The following is a 17844-nucleotide window of genomic DNA, read 5'->3' as shown; positions in this document are numbered from 1 at the left end:
GCGCTCTACGAAGCCAGGGAGGTGAGCCGGCCGATGAGCTCCGCGAAGGGGCCGTCGGCCGGTTCGTCCTTGAGGATGGCGCGCAGCACGTCCGCCATGCCCTCGTCCGAGGTCGCGCTCACCGCGACCAGGGCGGCGAAGTCGTGCACCAGCTGGAGTTCCAGTTCCTCGCGCGGGATGCGGCGGCCGTCCAGCCAGATCAGCGCGGTGGACTCGGCGAGCGAGATCCAGGAGCGGATGACCAGCTCCAGGCGCGGGGGCGCCTTCGCGATCCCGAGATGGGAGAGCATCTGCTCGTAGGCGGACTGCCGTACGTCGTCGATCAGCGCGTTGGTGGTCGAGACGTGCTCCTTCTCCCGGGAGCCGGTCGCGGACACCGCCGGGCCGCCGCGCATCAGGGCCGAGAAACCGGGGCCGTACTCGTCCACATGGGCGAAGAAGCGGTGCATCACATGCAGCAGCCGGGCGCCGAGGGGGCCCTCGTGCGGCTCGGTGAAGCGGGCCTTCAGCTCCTCCGAGGCGCGCCGCAACGCGGCCTCGTACAGGCTGAGTTTGCCCGGGAAGTAGTGGTACACCAGCGGCCGCGAGATGCCCGCGGCCGCCGCTATGTCGTCGATGGAGACCTCGTCGGGCGAGCGGCGGCTGAACAGGTCGAGAGCGACGCTGATCAGCTGCTGCCGTCGCTCCTCGACACCCATCCTGCGGCGCACCCCGGTAGTCATACGAACACCTTACCGAGCGGATCCGGCCGCCAACGGTTCGGACCCGGACCGGTGTTCACCTCATTCCGTCACAGATCGAGCACGAGGCGTTCGCTCCGGGCCCGGGACACACAGATCAGCATCGAGTCGTGGCGCTCCGCGTCCGTGAGCAGCTCGTCCCGGTGCTCCACCTCGCCCTCCAGCACCCGCTGCTGGCAGGTCCCGCAGAAACCCTGCTCACAGGAGTAGACGGTGCCCGGCAGCTCCCGGCGCACGGCGGCCAGCACCGTGGAGTCGGCCGGCACGCTCACCGTGCGCCCGCTGCGCCGCAGTTCCACCTCGAACGCGGTGTTCCCGTCCGTCGAGGCGCGCGGCGCGAACCGCTCCAGATGCAGCGCGGCCCCCTCCGGCACCCGCTCCGCGACCGCCTCCATCAGCCCCTCGGGACCGCAGCAGTACACCGCCGTGCCCGGCGCCACCGCCGCGAACAGGGCGTCCAGGTCCGGCCGCCCGTCCTCGTCCTCCGCGACGAGCGTCAGCCGGTCCCCGGCCAGCTCCCGCACCTCGTCCAGGAAGGGCATCGAGGCGCGGGTGCGCCCGCAGTACAGCAGCCGCCAGTCGGCACCCTCCTCCAGCGCGCGCAGCATCGGCAGCACCGGGGTGACGCCGATCCCGCCGACGACGAAGACGTACGACCGCGCCTCGGTGAGCGGGAACCGGTTGCGCGGCCCGCGCACCTCCAGCTCCATGCCCTCGGCCAGCTGCTCGTGCACCTCCCGCGAACCGCCCCGCCCGTCCTCGACCAGCCGGGTGGCGACCGTGTAAGCGGAGGTGTCCTCGGGGTCCCCGCACAGCGAGTACTGCCGCACCAGACCCGAGGGCAGCACCAGGTCCAGATGCGCGCCCGGCGCCCAGCGCGGCAACTCCTCGCCCTCCAGGCGCAGTCGTACGACACCGTCGGCGATCGTCTCGTGCGCGGTGAGCAGCAGCCGCAGCGCCCGGGAGCGCGGCCGCCCGGAGACCGGTGTCTCCAGCGCGGGCATCGGCCACAGCGGCGAGACCTGGACGCGGCGGCGCAGCGCGCTCCGGGTGAGCAGGGCGGCGCCCGCGAGCAGGGCGACCGTGAGCGGCTTCGGCATCAGGCGGGACCCTTCGAGGAGCGCTCCGCCTGCTCGGCGGCGAGCGCGGCCGGGGAGGCGGACAGATAGGCGACGGCCTGGGCGGTGGAGAACTCGTGCGAGGGGTGGTAGTCCCGGCCGAGATAGCGCGGGATGGAGCGCAGCATGGCGCCGGTGCCGGGCAGGACGCCCTCGCGGCCGCGGTCGTAGAAGTCCTTGAAGGACGCCCTGGACGCCTCGGGGCCGGTCAGCGTCGGGTCGTTCGCCATGAAGAAGCGGACCCCGCGCTGCCACAGGAAGAGCAGGGCCGAGAACGCGCTCGCCCAGGTGCGGGCCCGGCGCCGGTAGCTGCCGTCCAGGTGGGTGAACAGGTCGAAGGCGACCGAGCGGTGCTCGACCTCCTCCGCGCCGTGCCAGCGCAGCAGGTCCAGCATGGTGGGGTCGGCGCCGCGCCGGTCCAGCTCGGCCGCGCCGAGCACCCAGTCGCCGAGGAACGCGGTGTAGTGCTCGATCGCGGCGATGAGCGCCACCCGTTCAAGGAGCCACCAGCGGCGCGCCCGGCCCGGCGGCAGGGTGCGGTCACCGAGCAGCTTCTCGAAGAACCAGTCGACCTGCGCGGTGTACGGCGTCGGGTCCAGGCCCTGCTCGCGCAGATGCGGCAGCACCTCGTCATGGGACTGGGAGTGCATGGCCTCCTGTCCGATGAACCCGATGACGTCCTCGCGCAGCCGGTCGTCCTTGATCAGCGGCAGCGCCTGCTTGTACACCTGCACGAACCAGCGCTCACCGGCGGGCAGCAGCAGGTGCAGCACATTGATGGTGTGCGTGGTGAACGGATCCCCGGGCACCCAGTGCAGCGGTGTGTCCTCCCACGAGAAGGACACATTGCGGGCCTTGAGCGCGACGCGCTCGGACTCCACCGGCCGGGCCTGCGTATGAGACATGGCGTCAATGTACTGACGGGTAGGCGCTCTGAGAAGGGTTCCGGCGCGGCTTGTTTACGCAGATGTCAATAACATTCGTACGCGCGGGTCCTAGTGCAGCCCGTCGATCACCTTGCCGCCCGCCAGCGTGCCCTTCAGCTGAGCCTGTGCACCCTTGGTGGCCTTGGAGATCAGCAGCGAGCCCGGCGCCGACGCGGTGATCCCGCCGCTCGCGTGGATCGCCACCGTGTCCGGGGAGCCCGCGGCCAGCAGATACCAGTGCCCGCCCCCGGACTTCCACAGCACCCCGGCCAGCACATGCGGATCGCGCGGGCCGCACGCCGCGGTGTCGGTGCCCTTCGCCGTGACGGCTCCGTAGCGGGAGCCGGGGACGCGGAACTGGGCCAGCGCCGCGGTGCCGTCACCGCGCCAGGTCTCGGCGCGGGTGCAGACCCATTGACCGGCCCCGCTGCCGTCGGGCAGCGGCTGCTCCGCGTAGTCCCAGGCGTTGACGCTGCGCACGCCCGAGGAGCGCTCGGTGGCCAGCGAGCAGGCGAACGGCGCCCACGCCCTCAGCCCCTCGGGACCGGCGGCCCCGCCCGTCGCGCCGGGGCGGCCCGCGGTGAGGTGGGCCGGGACCAGCTCGCCGAGGTCGGTGGCGAGCTGGGTGCCGGGTCCGCCGGAGACCTGGAGCACGGTCCAGGAGGTGCAGTTGCCGGTGGCCAGGGCGGGGCTGGTCAGCGGGGCGGTGACGCCGTCGGTGACCGTGAGCGGGGTGGGCGCCGCGGCGGGTTTCAGCAGATCGCGGGTGGCCGCCTTCTTCACCCAGGGGGCCAGCAGGTACTGCACATTGCCGTCGGCGCGGCCGAGGACCAGGGCGCTCGCCTCGGCGCCGGTCGCGCCGTCCACCCGGGCGAAGTCCAGGGCGGCGCCCTGGGTGCCGTCGGTCGGTTCCGCGTAGCGGGCGATGCGCAGACCGTCGTAGAGGATCACCACCCGGGCGGCGTCGACCTGCCCCGCGTACAGCAGTTGGGGCGGGCCCGCGGGGCCGCCGGTCTGGGTGCCGGGGGTGGCCGAGACCCGGACGTTCTGCCCGGGCCTGGCCCAGACCGCGAGGGCGCGGCGCAGCAGGTCCTTGTCGCCGGTGAGCGGGCCGCGCGCGGGCCAGGCCGAGAAGTCGGTGCGGGCCGCGGAGCGCCAGGCGGTGGGGGAGACCCGGGTCAGCTTGCCCGGGTCGAGGGCGGCCTGGGCGGCCGGGTTCTCGGCGTAGACGGGGGCGGCGGCGCCGTCCGGGCCCCAGCCGGAGTGCGGCAGCGCGAGCAGCGCCCCGCACACCGCGAGGGCGGCCGCGGCGCCGAGGGCGGCCCGGGTGTGCTGGCGGCGGCGCAGCAGATCGGTGGGCCGGGCCTGGAGGGTGCAGGGGTCGAACTCGGGGGAGGAGAGCAGGCCCGGCTGGGCGGGCACGCTGTTCGCCATGGCGAGGGCGCCGCCCGGGTCGTCCACCCCGGCCGCGTCGAGGATCTTGCGGATCTCCTGGTCCGGCAGCCGGTCCAGGCCGCGCAGCACATAGGCGGCGCGGGCCGGCGCGGACAGCTTCGACAGCCGCTGGTCCAGGGCGAGTTCGTCGGCGCCGCCGGAGCGCGGGAGCAGCCGCAGGCCGAGGACGCGGGGGAGCAGCGGGGGCAGGGCGCGGTGCGGGCGGGCGGCGGCGAGGCTCTTCCGATCTGGGGATCTCCGGCGCATCGCCCGGCAGCGTCGTCTCCCGCAGCCCGAGCGGCTCCAGGACCCGCTCGCGCAGATAGGCGTAGCCGGGGTCGCTCTCCCGGGCCGCCGCGTCACCGGGACCCCGGTGGGCGTGGCCACGGCCCGAGGGCTGGGCCGGGATCCGGTCGGCCTGCTTGCGGCCCCGGGGTAGCGCGCGCTGGGTGAGGGCGTGTGCGGTCAGCACCCGGCGGCCGCGGCCGAGGCCCGGCGGCAGCACCAGATAGGCGAGCCGGACCAGCCGTGGATAGTGCTCGACGAGCGTGGCCTCGGCCCGCTCGACGTCGGCCGGTCCGGAGGCGGCGGCGGGGGCGTGACGGTGGGCTACATCCTGTGACTGCACGTCCGGAAGAACGAGCGAGCCCTTGGTTGGTCACCGTCAAGCGGCGCGTCGATGCGTCCGGGGCGGCGGATCCGGGCCGGTTCGGGCCTCCGGGGCGAGGTGCCCGGGCCTCGCGGTGGACGCGTCCGGGCTGCGGGAAGCGGAGCGTTCGGGCTGCGGGAAGCGGTGCGTCCGGGTGGCCAGGTCTGGTGCGGGCGTGAGCCGGGCGTCGGCACGTTCCCGCCGTCGGAGCCGGTGCGCTCGCGGGCCTGGCGCCGGTGCGTTCACGCGGCCGGACGCCGACGGGTGCGCGGCGCCGGCACCGGCCCTCTCACGCCTCCGGCTCGACCAGGGCGCGCGCGTAGTTGGCCATCGACCGCTGGTAGCGCGGCAGATGGGCGGCCAGCGCCTCGATCACCAGGGACAGGCCCTCGCGGTCGCGGCCCAGGCTGGAGAGGCACAGCGCGAGACAGGCGCGCACCGCGTCGTCCAACTCGTCGCCCGGCCCGTCCAGTTCGGGCGTGAGCAGCTTCACCCCCTCCTCCGGCTGCCCGATGTTGCGCAGCGAACTCGCCAGCTGGATCCGGGTCCGCCGCCCCCGGTAGCCGTCGAGGCCGCGCGCCAGCGCCTCCCGGTACAGCGGCACGGCCCGGTCCGAGAGCCCGGTCGAGTCGAAGGCGCAGGCCCGCTCGAAGGGGCCCCGCGGGCTGTCCTCGGGCAGTTCGGCGACGAGGCCGTCGATCAGGGCGCGGAACTGGGCCGCGCGCTCCTCGGGGTACTCGTCGCGGGCGAAGGCGGCCCAAGCGGCGTCCACCCGGTCTTCCCAGTCCTGGTTCACCGCGTCACCCTCGCACACCCGTGCCCCCGGGGTCACCGGATTTGAGCCGGTCCTCAGCGGGGCCCGCGAGCCGGTCCTCAGCGGGGCCCGCCGTCGAGATACGCCAGCACCGCGAGCACGCGCCGGTTGTCGTCGTCCGACACCTCCAGGCCGAGCTTGCCGAAGATGTTGGAGGTGTGCTTGGCCACCGCCCGCTCGGTGACCACCAGTTGGGCCGCGATGCCCGCGTTCGACCGGCCCTGCGCCATCAGCTCCAGCACCTCGCGCTCGCGCGGGGTGAGCCGCGCGAGCGGCCGGTCGTCGGCCGAACTCCGGGCCAGCAGCTGCTGGATGACCTGGGGGTCCATCGCCGTACCTCCCGCCGCGACCCGCCGTACGGCGTCCACGAACTGCTCCGCGTCGAACACCCGGTCCTTGAGCAGATACCCGATCCCGCCGTCGCCGTCGGCGAGCAGCTCCCGCGCGTACAGCTGCTCCACGTGCTGGGAGAGGACCAGTACCGGCAGCCCCGGCCGGGCCCGCCGGGCGGCCAGGGCGCACTGGAGGCCCTCGTCGGTGTGCGTGGGCGGCAGCCGTACGTCGACCACCGCCACGTCCGGCTTCAACTCGGCCAGCGCACGCGTCAGTTCGGGCCCGGACTCGACCGCCGCCGCGATGTCGAAGCCGTACGCCTCCAGCAGCCGGACCAGTCCGTCGCGCAGCAGGAACAGGTCTTCGGCTAGGACAACACGCACGGGATCTCCAGGGTCACCATGGTGGGACCGCCCGCGGGAGAGCTGACGGCCAGGACGCCGTCGAATGTACCGAGCCGCTTCTCGATCCCGGCGAGCCCGGAGCCGGACCCGACCGAGGCGCCGCCCCTGCCGTTGTCGGTGACCGTGATCCGCAGCCGGCCGTCGGTGTGGTGCAGATCCACCCAGAGCCGGTCGGCGCCCGCGTGCTTGGCCGCGTTGGTGAGCACCTCGCTGACCGCGAAGTAGGCGGCCGACTCCACCGGCGCGTCCGCCCGGCCCGGCAGCTCCACCGTGACCTCGGCGGGCAGCGGCAGCCGCAGCGCCAACGCCCGTACCGCGTCGCCGAGTCCGCGTTCGGCGAGCACCGGCGGATGGATGCCGCGGACCAGGTCGCGCAGCTCCTCCAGGGCGTCCACCGAGTTGCGCCGGGCCTGCGCGAGCAGCCGCCTGGCCTGCTCCGGGTCCTTGTCGAGCAGCATCTCGATGGTGCCGAGGTCCATGCCCATGGCGACGAGCCGGGCCTGGGCGCCGTCGTGCAGATCCCGTTCGATGCGGCGCAGTTCGGCGGCGGAGGTGTCCACCGCGTCCCGCCGGGTCTCGGTCAACACCCGTACCCGCTCGACGAGTTCGCCCTCGCTGTTGTCGAGCACCGCCCGGACGAGCCGGAAGTGCGCGGTCAGCAGGCCCGGGGTGAACCGCAGGGCGGCGCGCAGGATCACCAGGGCGAGGACGGCCGCGCCGATGGCGGTGGCCTCCCCGGTGACCGGGACGAACGCGTACCAGTACGTGCCGCCCTGGGTGTACGCCCGCCACAGCCCGAGGGGCAGCAGCAGCCCCTGGACCGGGTAGAACAGCAGCAGGGCCGGGAGCAGCGCGCTGACGAAGCCCGCCGTGAAGTCCACCGGCAGCCAGCGCACGTCCCGCCAGGTCTGGGGGTCGCCCAGCATGGTGAAGGTGCGCGTCCACGGATTGGTGCCGCGCGGGATCGGCCGGTACGCCGCCCGGATCCGCACCCCGCACCACTCGGCCGCCAGCCTCCGGCGCACATCCGCCAGCGCCCGGACTCCCGTCAGCACGAGGGGAGTCGTGAGCAGTCCGATGCCGAGCGGGATGAAGGCGAGGGACACCAGGGTCAGCACCAGGAACGCGATGCCGAAGGGCATCGTGATCAGGGCCAGCATCAGTCCCTGTACGGCGGCCAGCAGGGACCGGCGGGCCCTGTCGCGCATGTTGTCGCTGTTCATACGGTGAGTCTCGCCGACCCGCCGACGGGGGTCACTGGCCCGAGGCCCCCTCTTGGGGGGTGGTGCCAGGTACACCATCGGCTTCGGGGGTGCCCTCGCGCAGCGCGGCCAGCACCTTCGCCTCCACCTCCGGGTCGACGCCCGGGGCGCCGCGGTCGGACCGCCGGGGCGGGGTGCCGCCGATCGAGGTCAGCCACCGCCAGGTGTCCGCGACGGTCTCCGCCACCGGGCGGCACGTCAGCCCGGTGGCGAGCGCCGGGGACACATCGGCCCGGTGGACGGCGTCGTACATCTCCCCGCCCGGCGGTACCCACACCGGCAGCTCGGTCCACGGCTCGATCCCGGCGTCCAGAACCGTCCGCGGGTCGGCCCAGCACAGCTCGGCGGCGGCGCCGGTGGCGGCGAGGCACGCGTCGAGGAACGCGCCCATGGTGGTGTGCCCCGGCGGGCTCACCAGGTCGTACGGCCCGCTCAACTGCCGCTCCAGCGCGCCGAGAAGCCAGTTCGCGAGGTCGCGGGCGTCGATGTACTGGAGGGGCAGCCCGCGCGGACCGGGCGCGAGGACGGGACCCCCGCGGGCGATCCGGGTCAGCCACCAGGGCAGCCGGCCCACGTTCTCGTACGGTCCGAGGATCAGCCCCGCCCGCACCAGCAGCGAGCCGTCCGCGCCGAAGGACTCCAGCGCGGCCAGCTCACCGCCCCGCTTGTCCAGGGCGTACTCGCGCTGCTCGGCGTCCGCCGCCGCGCCCTCGACCAGCGGGGCGTCCGCCCTGGCCCCGGCCGGCCAGGGCCAGGCGTACACCGAGCAGCTGGAGATGTACGCGTACCGTCCGACGCGGTCGCGCAGCAGCCGTGCCGTCTCCCGCACCGCGCGGGGCGCCGCCGACCAGGTGTCCACCACCGCGTCCCAGTCGCCCTCGGCGAGCGCGGCCAGGCCGCCGGGCGCGGTGCGGTCACCGCGCGACACCGTTGCCCCGGGCGGTGTCCGGTGGCGTCCACGGTTGAAGACGGTCACCTCCCAGCCGCGCCCGAGGGCCGCCTCGACCACCGCCCGCCCCACGAACTCCGTTCCGCCCAGCACCAGAAGCCTCATGCGGGCAGCCTGCCCGGTCGGGGGCCGGTCGGCACGGGACTCCGCCGAGGGCGGAACCGGGGGGTCAACGCCCGGTCGGCGGAATGTACTTGTAGCCGACCCGGCGCACGGTCTGGATGGTCCGGCGGTGCTCGGCGCCCAGCTTGCGGCGCAGCCGGGCGACATGGACGTCGACGGTGCGGCCGTCGCCGACATGGCCGTACCCCCACACCGTGGTGACCAGCTGGTCGCGGGTGTGCACCCGGTGCGGATGGGCCACCAGGTGTGCGAGCAGCTCGAACTCCAGGTAGGTCAGGTCGAGTTCACGGCCCTCGATGAAGGCGGTGCGGCGCCCGGAGTCGATCCGGACCAGCGGCTGGGGGGCCGCCCGGCCCGGGGCGGCGGTCTGTGCCACCGGCTCCGTCCGCACCGCGGGCCCCGCCTGCTCCGGCACCGCGACGGGCAGGAACGGCGGCTGCTGGTCGGCGGGGACCAGCACCAGATAGCCGACCATCGGCGGGCGGCCGGGCAGCACGGGCAGGGTGTGCTGCGGGGCGGGCAGCCAGGTGGCGCCCGGCGGCAGGAAGTCCGCGACGTCGACCACCTCGTCCCGGTCGACGGCGCGCAGCCGGTGCCGGGCGGGGGCGTTCAGCGGGGCCGCGGAGGGGGCCGGGGAGACGGCGGAGACGGGGGAGACGGAACGAGTGGTCGCCATGAGAGGTCAGCTCTTTCGCGCGAGAGGTTCGTCGGGAGGGACGGCGGCCGCGATTCGTGGTCGGGGCGCGCCGGGACGTACGTCGTTCCGCGCTGGCCGAAGGCCGGGGTTACGGCTTCACAGGGCCCGCGCGGATATCGCGCGACAACACACCCGGTCGAAGTCGTGATGCTGGCGGGAGGGCCAGAAGGGCTCGAGGTCATGGCGACCCGTCGCGGTGATCTTCTGGAAGCTGGCCATGCGCTTATTGAAGCAGAGGCGCGCGCCGGGCACGAGAGTCCTCTCACAGGTTGGACGTGTCATTGGCGTGAAGTCTGCGTTGCGAGGGCCCCGGGGGCCGGAGTCAAGCCCCTGATCAGCGGGTTGTGGGTGCGAAGACGGCCGAATCGGTGTCTCACTATGCGGACAGTTGGAGGGGTACGAGGGGCCGGTCGGGGCCTCCGGGGCGCACCCGGGCATACGACAGGGGCGCCCGCCGCGAACGGCGAGCGCCCCTGCCCGGGTCTCCGGGTGGGTCAGACCTGGCCGGCCTTCTCCAGCGCCGTGCAGCAGGTGTCCACCATCAGGCGGGTCACCAGGTACGGGTCGACGTTGGCGTTCGGACGGCGGTCCTCGATGTAGCCCTTGCCGTCCACCTCGACCTGCCAGGGGATGCGCACCGAGGCACCGCGGTCGGAGACGCCGTAGGTGAACTCGTCCCACGGGGCGGTCTCGTGCAGACCGGTCAGCCGCTCGTCGATGCCGGCGCCGTAGTTCTTGACGTGGTCCAGCGGCTTGGAACCCTCGCCCAGCGACTCGCACGCGGTGATGATCGCGTCGTAGCCCTCGCGCATCGCCTTGGTGGAGAAGTTGGTGTGCGCGCCCGCGCCGTTCCAGTCGCCCTTGACCGGCTTGGGGTCGAGGGTCGCGGAGATCTTGAAGTCCTCGGCGGTGCGGTACAGCAGCCAGCGGGCCACCCACAGCTGGTCGGAGACCTCCAGCGGGGCGAGCGGGCCGACCTGGAACTCCCACTGGCCCGGCATGACCTCGGCGTTGATGCCGGAGATACCGAGACCGGCCTTCAGACAGTTGTCGAGGTGCGCCTCGACGACGTCGCGGCCGAAGATCTCGTCGGCGCCGACACCGCAGTAGTAGCCGCCCTGGGGGGCCGGGAAGCCGCCCTCGGGGAAGCCCAGCGGGCGGGTGCCGTCGAAGAAGGTGTATTCCTGCTCGATGCCGAAGACCGGCTCCTGCGCCGCGAACCGCGCGGAGACCTCGGCCAGTTCGGCGCGGGTGTTGGAGGCGTGCGGCGTCATGTCCGTGTTCAGGACCTCGCACAGCACCAGCACGTCGTCGCCGCCGCGGATCGGGTCCGGGCAGGTGAAGACCGGCTTGAGCACGCGGTCCGAGGCGTGGCCCTCGGCCTGGTTGGTGGAGGAGCCGTCGAAGCCCCACAGCGGCAGCGTGTCGAGACCGGCCGGGCCACCCGTGATGATCTTCGTCTTGGAACGGAGCTTGGCCGTCGGCGCGGTGCCGTCGATCCAGATGTACTCGGCCTTGAAGGTCACGGGGGGACACATCCTTCGGGGTGGTTCGGGCGCACTTGCGGGTGCCGGTGCGGCGCCGCGCGCCGTCTGTCGATCTGTCCGGAACCCTGCCAACAGGCCGTTTCCCGACCATTGCCCTTATGTGAACCCCGTGTTACCTGGGGGTTTTGTGCCCCGGATCACGTAGGGGGTTCGGCCGACCGGGTGAAACCGGCCGGCCGCGACCCCTGCGTCCCGTCAGCCGTACACCAGCAGGTAGTCGCAGGTGCTGGTGCCGTCGTAGAGGGACGTGTCGCTGTTGAGGACGTAGAAGGAACCGGCGAAGACCCCGGCGGCCGTCATCTTCGGGACCACGATGAGGGTCTGGTCCGCCATGTTCAGCGAGTTGGGGACCACCACGTTCCGGTACAGCAGCGTGAACAGGTTCTGCTGGAGGTCCGGGAGCCTGAGGATGCGGTAGACGCGGTCCCCCGAGCCCATGGGCCCCGAGACGGGCGCCTGGCTGGCGGGCGCGGCCCACTGGGAGGGCTGGGTGGCCATACGGCCCTGGGCCTCGAGTTCCTGGAGCCGCCGCTGCGTGCTCGGCCTGATCCCGGCCATGTGGATATGCAGCTGCTGGTAGCGGCGCGCGTGCTGCGAATTGATTCCCAGGCCGATGTTCGCGTACTGCACCGGAACGCTTCCCCCGTGCCGCGCGTTCTCCCAGGCTTCGTGCCAGTAGTTCGCCGCCGAGTCCATGTGGATGAACGGGCATTCGATGCCCGTGATCCGGCACGAGGGGAGGAGGAGATAGTTGTGCGTGTTCTCCGGGCTTCCGTGCAGCACGACGTAGTTCGGGGTCATCTTCAGGCAGTCGGGCTTGCCCTGCGGGGGCGGCGGGGTGATGCCCTGCGTGCAGTACTTGACGTCGTTCCACAGCAGGTCGTTGTCGCTGGGCATGCCGCACAGGGGCTGGAGCTGAGCGGGCGGACAGGGGTTCGCCCCGCCGGGCGGCGGGGTGGCGGAGCACGACGGGGTGGGCGTGGGCCCGCCGTGCGCCGTGTCCGCGGCGGCGGTCGTACCCGTCATGACCCCGGCGCCGGTCAGCAGTGCCGCGCCGCCGACGGCGCCCGAGAGCGCGACGAAGCGGCGCCGGGGGAATTCATCCGTGTTCTTCTGGTCGCTCATGCGCGTGATCTCCGATGGTGATGACTTCCGCTTCGGTTTCCGCCCCTCACCGATCCGTTCACGGAACAGGGGCCGGGGAATCGGATTTCCCCTCGGATGAACCGGTCGGTGTGGCGCGTTCCGCCATTGAGGGGCGTTCTGCCTCATCACCCTCGGCAGCGCGGCGCCGAGGTGGAACGGGCGGGCCGGGGCGGTCGTGCGGATTGCTCACCCGGTCCCGCGACACCCCCTCACCCGGACGTCGCCCCGTGCCCGATCGCCTCCCGTACCGCCTCCTCGGTCCGGGCCACCAGGGCCGTGCCGTCGTCCGCCGTGATGATGGGCCGCTGGATCAGCTTCGGGTGTTCGGACAGGGCCCGGATCCAGCGGTCACGGGAAGCCTCGTCCCGGGGCCAGTCCTTGAGCCCCAGTTCCTTCGCGGCCGGCTCCTGGGTGCGGGTGATGTCCCACGGCTCCAGACCGAGGCGCCCGAGTACGGCCCTGATCTCGTCCTCGCTCGGCACGTCCTCCAGATAGCGCCGCACGGTGTACCCGACCCCCTCGGCGTCGAGCAGGCTGAGCGCGCTGCGGCACTTCGAACAGGCCGGGTTGATCCAGATCTCCATGGCCCCACGGTACGCGAAAACCCGTTCGCCACCCCTGTCCCGGAAGCCCCGAAAGCCCTTGTGGCCAGGGCCTTTTGTCAGTGGTCCGCCGTAGAATAGAAGCAGTGTTCGAGGGTGTCGCCGGGCTCGCCGGCCGGTGCCCTGATCGCGTCTGGAGGATGCCCGTGCCCGCTGCCGCTCTCAAGCCGAAGCCGTCGCCGACCCAGTCCACCGCCCAGCACCCCGTGCTCTTCGACTCGCCGTACGAGCCCGCCACGAAGCGGCCCCTGCCGGCCGGGCGCCCCCGGGAGTGGTACGTCTCGCACAACCGGCGGCTGAAGGCCATGCGCCTGGCCATCGCCCTGCTCGACTCCGGTGTCTATCTGCCGGACCAGGCGCGCGACGACACCATCCGGGGCACCGCCGAGACGATCGGCATGCGCCCGCCGTCCGACACCACGTGCCGCATGGTGCGGGCGTTCATGCGCTACAGCCGCTGACCCGCCGCGGCGCCGGGCGGCATGCCGACGGCACTGCCCGGCGCCGTCGGCGACCGCCGTCCGCCCTCGGGACGGCCGCGGAACCACAGGCCCAACTGGTGCTCGGCGTCCGGGAGTTCGAGCCGGAAGGATCACAGGCCGGGGGCGCCCCACACCGGGAACCAGCGGGAGAGGTCCTGCTCGATCCGCAGATCATCGGCGAGTACGGACCGCACCTGGAGCTCCAGCGCGTTGTCCCGGCGCTCACCGCCCCCGGCCAGCGGGGCGAAGGGGTAGAAGGTGCCCCGCTTGTAGAGGTAGACGAGCGCGAGGGCGCGCCCCGCGTCGTCGGCGAAGCCGGCCAGCGAGCACAGCAGCTGCGGGCCGAAGCCGTTGAGCTCGAGGGAGCTGTTCACCGCGTGCAGATCGTTGACCAGCTGCGGCAGCTGGTCGGGGGAGCGGCGGGAGACCAGCCATGAGTAGCCGTAGTCGTCCCGGCGCAGCTCCACCGGTGATCCGGCCCGCTCCGCGTCCGCGTCCAGCAGCGCCTGCACCTCCCGGTGGGTCTGCTCGAAGGCCGCGCCCTCCACGGTCGCGAAGCACACCGCGCCCCGCCCGGTCGGCACGAAGCCCATCGCGGCCTGGAGCGTGACGGCGGCCGAGGGCAGCGCGAAGAGCTGATCGAGATCGGGGGCGACGGGCTTGGTGCGCCCCAGCAGGATGTCCAGCAACCCCAACGCTCAGCCCGCCTTCTGTTGTGATGTACCGGATCCCGGTCCGCTCATGCCCGGTCGGCCTCCGGCGGTACGGTCGTCTCGCCCAGCTCCGCCGAGATCCGGCCCAGCTGGTCCAGCCGCTGCTGGAGCGTCGGGTGGGTGGAGAAGAACCGCTCGATGCCGGGCTCCTTGCCGGTCGCCGGGGTGAAGTAGAAGGCGTTGAACGCCTGGGCCGTGCGCAGGTCCTTGGTCGGGATGCGGGCGATGTCCCCGGTGACCTTGGTGAGCGCCGAGGCCAGCGCCGAGGGGCGCCCGGTCAGCTGCGCGGCGGCGCGGTCGGCGGCCAGCTCCCGGTACCGCGACAGCGCCCTGATCAGCAGGAAGCTGATCGCGTACACGGCCGCCGAGACGCCCATCACGCCCGCGAAGACGACGGCGGTGTTCTGGTCCCTGCGGCCCCCGCCGAAGATCTGCGAGTAGAAGGCGAACCGCACGAGCAGGCCCGCGACCACGCCGAGGAAGGAGGCGATGGTGATCACGGCGACGTCCTTGTGCGCCACGTGCGACAGCTCGTGCGCCAGCACGCCCTCCAGCTCGCCGGGCTCCAGCCGGCGCAGCAGCCCGGTGGTCACACAGACCACGGCGTGATCGGGATTGCGCCCCGTCGCGAACGCGTTCGGCATGTCCATCTCGGACACGGCGACCGTCGGTTTCGGCATGTCCGCCATCGCGCACAGCCGGTCCACCACCGCGTGCAGCTCGGGATACTCCTCGCGCTCCACGACCCGCCCGTGCATGGCGAACATCGCGATCCGGTCGGAGAACCAGAACTGGGCCACGAACATCGCGCCCATCAGGACGACGACCAGCAGCCAGGACTTCAGCAGTACGAGCAGCGCGGCGATGAAGGCCACGTACAGCAGTCCGAGCAGGAACATCGTGACCGTCATCCGCACGGTCAGTCGCCGGTCGCTCCTAAAGCGGCTCCGCATCTTGCATCACCCCGCAGTCGGGCACCTTCGTCCCGCTGTCCAGTGTGCACCTGCGGCACGGTATGGCGAGGGGGCCGACAGGCCCCGCTCGCCGATCGGCGGCCTACGTGACTCTCGGTAGCCGATCAGTAACCGTTCCTTATCTGAGCGTACCCCAGCAGCACGATCACCGCGGCCACACAGCCGAGGACCACCGCGGTCGACACCCAGGACGAGCGGCGCGACCCCCTGAGCTCCGGGTCGGCGCGGAAGGGGGCCGGGTCCGGCGGGTTCTCCTTCCAGCGGGCGGCGAGCATCCGGGCGCGGGCGGAAGGCTCCTTGTGCTGAGCGGAGTTCGCCCAACCATGATCGAACTCCCGCTCCCAGTCGTCCTGTTCAGACATTCCCCGTTCAACCTCTCTCGTCCGGACAGCTGCGGGTCCACGATCCCGTGGGGCCCCCGGAGATAGGAAGCACGAGCGGTACGAAAGGTTGCACAGGGGCTCTGAGCTGCCCGTTTACGCCCGATTCGCGTCCGGATGCCGGGTGCTGATCCGGCCGCTAGCATTTTCAGCAGAGCCGCGCCGCAGGGTGCGCCGGACGTGCGCCATCCCCGTCGACCAGGGGAACGTCAGCCCTGCTTCCTGAATCCAGGCGGCATCACCCACGACCGCGTCCCGCCGAAACCGCGGGTGCGGCCATCTTCCGGTGCCCGCAACGGCGTCGGGGGAATGGAAGGAGGGCAGTTCGATGAATGCACAGCGCGCGAGGCGTCTCGCCGCGGTGTCCGCCGTCGGCGTTCTGCTGGCGGGCGGAGCCACCGTGGCCACCGCGAGCACCGCGTCGGCGTCGACCCAGACCCACGTCTCCACCAACCGCGGCTGTTACGGCCGTAACTGCTTCGGCTTCAACAACTTCAACCGCGGCTTCAACCGCGGCGGCTTCTTCGGCTTCAACAACGGCTTCGGCTACGGCTACAACTCCCCCGTGGTGGTGGTCGTGGTGCCCTGACGCACCCAGGCTGTGACATACGTCCGGGGCCGCTTCCCACCGAGGAGGCGGCCCCGCGCATCCGTATTTTCCGGTACTTCAGTCGGCGTCATTCCTGTGGGGCGTCCTGGTCGTCGGTGTTCGCCCCGCTGCGCAGCTCGTTCCGTACCCGTCGCCAGGCGCGGATGATCTGTGGCAGTTTCGTCAATATCTCTCCTATCTGTGCTAGGAGAAGAGTGAGGCAACCAAAAAAGGCGAGGATGGCCAGGGTGAGGTCGTCCCACTTCACAGGATTACCTCCGATTCCTGCTTCAAGGCACCCCGCGGTCCGGTCAAGCGCAATACTTCACTTCCTCATCGAGGCTCGTCATGGTCGCTCCGTGAGCCGGACGCGTCGAGTGGATCGCTAGCCGAGCAGCGCTTGGCGGCAGATCCAGTCGAGGGCGTCAGTTCCCAGCCGGTCGGGAGCCTCGAGCAGTGATGCCTCCACTGCCGCGAGGTCGGCCAGTGCCTTGGGCGCGCCCGACCGGTCCAGCGTGGCCAGCCGCTCCATCACTGTGGTGACGGCGCCGGGCCAGCCCGGCATACCGAAGTGGGTGGCAGCCTTGACCGCGGCCGAGGTGGCCCTGTGGAGCAGCCCTGCGCGCCAGCCCTGTTCACGCATCACTTCCATGGTGAACCAGACCCGGTTTTCGACGTGTTGGACGAACTCCTCCATCGGTTGGACCGTTGCCCGCAGTGTGAAACGTGAACCACCGGCCCAGGGGAGGTCCAGATCCGAGGCGACGGCAACGAACGCGAACAGCGCCTCGGGCCCTTCGTGCTGTGCCGCCAGCAGAGCCGCATGGGCCCTGCGGTAGAGATCGACGCTCTGTGCGAAGATCTCCCCGTCGGTGGGGCCGTCGTCGGCCGCGTGGATCTCGTCCAGCGGCCCCTCGCGCCAGGCATCGGTGACGAGGCCGACCGCCGCCGCACTCGTCAGGATGCCCAGGTCGTCCGCTTCGATGCCGAAGTGCGCCAGAACCACGGGGGCTTGTTCCTCGATGTCCGGCAGCGGGGCGCGTCTCTCTTCGGTCGCGCCGTTCTTCCCCAGGAGAGCCGCGAGCCGGGGCGACAGGGGTTCGGGCTCCGGCTTCTCCACGGTGATGCCGTGCTCGGCCAGGTCGTCGAAGATGCTGTCCGGTCCGCAATCGATGTGCGACGAGTCATGGCGCCCCGAGCAGTCCTCCGGGCATTCGAACTCCTCGCACATCTCGGGCTCGTCAGGCTGCGCCTCATTGATCAGGTGATAGGCAAGCCGCTCGGCCACCGCCTCACGCGCCGCGATCAGGGAAAGATTGAGCCGGAAAGCCTCCTCCCTCAGCTCCGATCCGCCATCGTCCACAGAGGCGGGCGGTTCCGGTGTGTCCGGTATCCAGTTGAACGCCGATTCCAACGAGACCAGAAGCCAGGCGACCTGCTGCGCCTCGGTCTCCGCCCCCCGGGCCAGTTCTGCCACGGCCTCCGCGGCGCGCCGAACCCTGTCGAGCCGGGCGAGATGGCGTTCGCACACCGGCAACCAGGCCGCCTGCTCCGCCCGAACCTGCTCGGCTCTCCGGGTGAGCGAGGTGTCGCGGGCCCGTCGCGCTTGTCTGACCAATCGGGTCAGACAAGGGTGGCATCCGAACAGTCCCGACGTCGGCGTCGGTCCGAGCGGTATGGCGGCGAGGTCCTCACCGAACGGCTCGTCGCATACGCAGCAATCCAGAGCCCCCACCTGGCGAGAGGTGGGAATGCTGGGCAACGCGGCGCGGATCGTGTCACGGGCGTAGGGCGGGATGTGCATGCGTGGTGACTCCTTGAGTGGTCGGCGCTTCACCGGCGCCTTCTCCATGCTCACCTCACCGATTGGCCGCGAGTCACGGTTTGGCGCCCCGAATGGTGAACTTGACGAAAGCTGACTCGGCTCCGGCCGACGGCTTCTGAGTCATCGGCGAACTTGAC

At 72.0% G+C, this 17844-nt stretch carries 17 protein-coding genes and 1 pseudogene; 2 read left to right on the top strand and 16 right to left on the bottom strand.

Going from position 1 to position 17844, the window contains the following annotated elements; translation table 11 throughout:
* Positions 1–5 precede the first annotated feature (5 nt).
* The 12 genes and pseudogenes from ACLF5H_RS16270 to ACLF5H_RS16215 form a co-directional block, all read right to left on the bottom strand.
* Complete coding sequence (locus ACLF5H_RS16270) at positions 6–722, bottom strand: TetR/AcrR family transcriptional regulator (RefSeq protein ID WP_421676787.1); 717 nt, start codon at positions 720–722, stop codon at positions 6–8.
* Positions 723–790: 68 nt separating this feature from the next.
* Positions 791–1840, bottom strand: a complete 1050-nt coding sequence (locus ACLF5H_RS16265; protein WP_421676786.1) for a PDR/VanB family oxidoreductase — start codon at positions 1838–1840, stop codon at positions 791–793.
* Complete coding sequence (locus ACLF5H_RS16260) at positions 1840–2763, bottom strand: metal-dependent hydrolase (protein ID WP_421676785.1); 924 nt, start codon at positions 2761–2763, stop codon at positions 1840–1842. The genes ACLF5H_RS16265 and ACLF5H_RS16260 overlap by 1 nt, the downstream gene beginning before the upstream one ends.
* A 90-nt stretch (positions 2764–2853) precedes the next feature.
* A pseudogene (locus ACLF5H_RS16255) lies at positions 2854–4846 on the bottom strand (hypothetical protein).
* A gap of 310 nt (positions 4847–5156) precedes the next feature.
* Complete coding sequence (locus tag ACLF5H_RS16250) at positions 5157–5663, bottom strand: tetratricopeptide repeat protein (RefSeq protein ID WP_421676784.1); 507 nt, start codon at positions 5661–5663, stop codon at positions 5157–5159.
* A 77-nt stretch (positions 5664–5740) separates the two neighbouring features.
* Positions 5741–6397 (bottom strand): LuxR C-terminal-related transcriptional regulator, encoded by a 657-nt coding sequence (locus ACLF5H_RS16245; RefSeq protein ID WP_421676783.1) that lies wholly within the window; start codon positions 6395–6397, stop codon positions 5741–5743.
* Positions 6382–7641: a sensor histidine kinase gene (locus tag ACLF5H_RS16240; protein WP_421676782.1), complete on the bottom strand. Its 1260-nt coding sequence runs from the start codon at positions 7639–7641 to the stop codon at positions 6382–6384. The genes ACLF5H_RS16245 and ACLF5H_RS16240 overlap by 16 nt, the downstream gene beginning before the upstream one ends.
* A gap of 31 nt (positions 7642–7672) precedes the next feature.
* Positions 7673–8734 (bottom strand): NAD-dependent epimerase/dehydratase family protein, encoded by a 1062-nt coding sequence (locus ACLF5H_RS16235; RefSeq protein WP_421676781.1) that lies wholly within the window; start codon positions 8732–8734, stop codon positions 7673–7675.
* A 64-nt stretch (positions 8735–8798) separates the two neighbouring features.
* On the bottom strand, positions 8799–9428 hold the full coding sequence (locus ACLF5H_RS16230; RefSeq protein ID WP_421676780.1) for a winged helix-turn-helix domain-containing protein: 630 nt from the start codon (positions 9426–9428) through the stop codon (positions 8799–8801).
* Positions 9429–9943: 515 nt separating this feature from the next.
* Positions 9944–10975, bottom strand: a complete 1032-nt coding sequence (glnII, locus tag ACLF5H_RS16225; RefSeq protein WP_421676779.1) for a glutamine synthetase — start codon at positions 10973–10975, stop codon at positions 9944–9946.
* Positions 10976–11191: 216 nt separating this feature from the next.
* A complete protein-coding gene (locus tag ACLF5H_RS16220) occupies positions 11192–12121 on the bottom strand; it encodes a CDP-diacylglycerol diphosphatase (RefSeq protein ID WP_421676778.1) in 930 nt (309 codons plus the stop codon).
* 230 nt (positions 12122–12351) lie between these two features.
* Positions 12352–12726 carry an arsenate reductase family protein gene (locus tag ACLF5H_RS16215; protein ID WP_421676777.1) on the bottom strand — a complete coding sequence of 125 codons (375 nt, stop codon included), beginning with the start codon at positions 12724–12726 and terminating at the stop codon, positions 12352–12354.
* Positions 12727–12890: 164 nt separating this feature from the next.
* On the opposite strand from ACLF5H_RS16215, the gene ACLF5H_RS16210 reads away from it, so the two are divergent.
* Positions 12891–13205: a hypothetical protein gene (locus tag ACLF5H_RS16210; RefSeq protein ID WP_421676776.1), complete on the top strand. Its 315-nt coding sequence runs from the start codon at positions 12891–12893 to the stop codon at positions 13203–13205.
* 131 nt (positions 13206–13336) lie between these two features.
* Here ACLF5H_RS16210 and pspAB read toward each other — a convergent pair whose 3' ends face one another.
* From pspAB to ACLF5H_RS16195, 3 genes are all read right to left on the bottom strand, one after another.
* Positions 13337–13921 carry a PspA-associated protein PspAB gene (pspAB, locus tag ACLF5H_RS16205; RefSeq protein ID WP_421676775.1) on the bottom strand — a complete coding sequence of 195 codons (585 nt, stop codon included), beginning with the start codon at positions 13919–13921 and terminating at the stop codon, positions 13337–13339.
* Positions 13922–13965: 44 nt separating this feature from the next.
* Positions 13966–14892: a zinc metalloprotease HtpX gene (gene htpX, locus ACLF5H_RS16200; protein WP_421676774.1), complete on the bottom strand. Its 927-nt coding sequence runs from the start codon at positions 14890–14892 to the stop codon at positions 13966–13968.
* Between the two features lie 125 nt (positions 14893–15017).
* The gene (locus ACLF5H_RS16195) at positions 15018–15275 is read right to left on the bottom strand and encodes a hypothetical protein (protein ID WP_421676773.1); all 258 of its coding nucleotides are present in this window, start codon (positions 15273–15275) and stop codon (positions 15018–15020) included.
* Between the two features lie 346 nt (positions 15276–15621).
* Between ACLF5H_RS16195 and ACLF5H_RS16190 the strand changes: the two genes are divergently transcribed.
* The gene (locus tag ACLF5H_RS16190) at positions 15622–15882 is read left to right on the top strand and encodes a hypothetical protein (protein WP_128789734.1); all 261 of its coding nucleotides are present in this window, start codon (positions 15622–15624) and stop codon (positions 15880–15882) included.
* A 385-nt stretch (positions 15883–16267) separates the two neighbouring features.
* On the opposite strand, the gene ACLF5H_RS16185 is transcribed toward ACLF5H_RS16190, so the two are convergent.
* Positions 16268–17734: a hypothetical protein gene (locus ACLF5H_RS16185; protein WP_421676772.1), complete on the bottom strand. Its 1467-nt coding sequence runs from the start codon at positions 17732–17734 to the stop codon at positions 16268–16270.
* Between the last annotated feature and the right edge of the window lie 110 nt (positions 17735–17844).

Origin of the sequence: Streptomyces sp. LaBMicrA B280, assembly GCF_049222185.1 — a bacterium.
In the GTDB taxonomy this organism is placed as follows: Bacteria; Actinomycetota; Actinomycetes; order Streptomycetales; family Streptomycetaceae; genus Streptomyces; species Streptomyces murinus.
The sequence above is the reverse complement of the archived record's forward strand: the minus strand, read 5'-3'. Positions and strand labels throughout refer to the sequence as shown.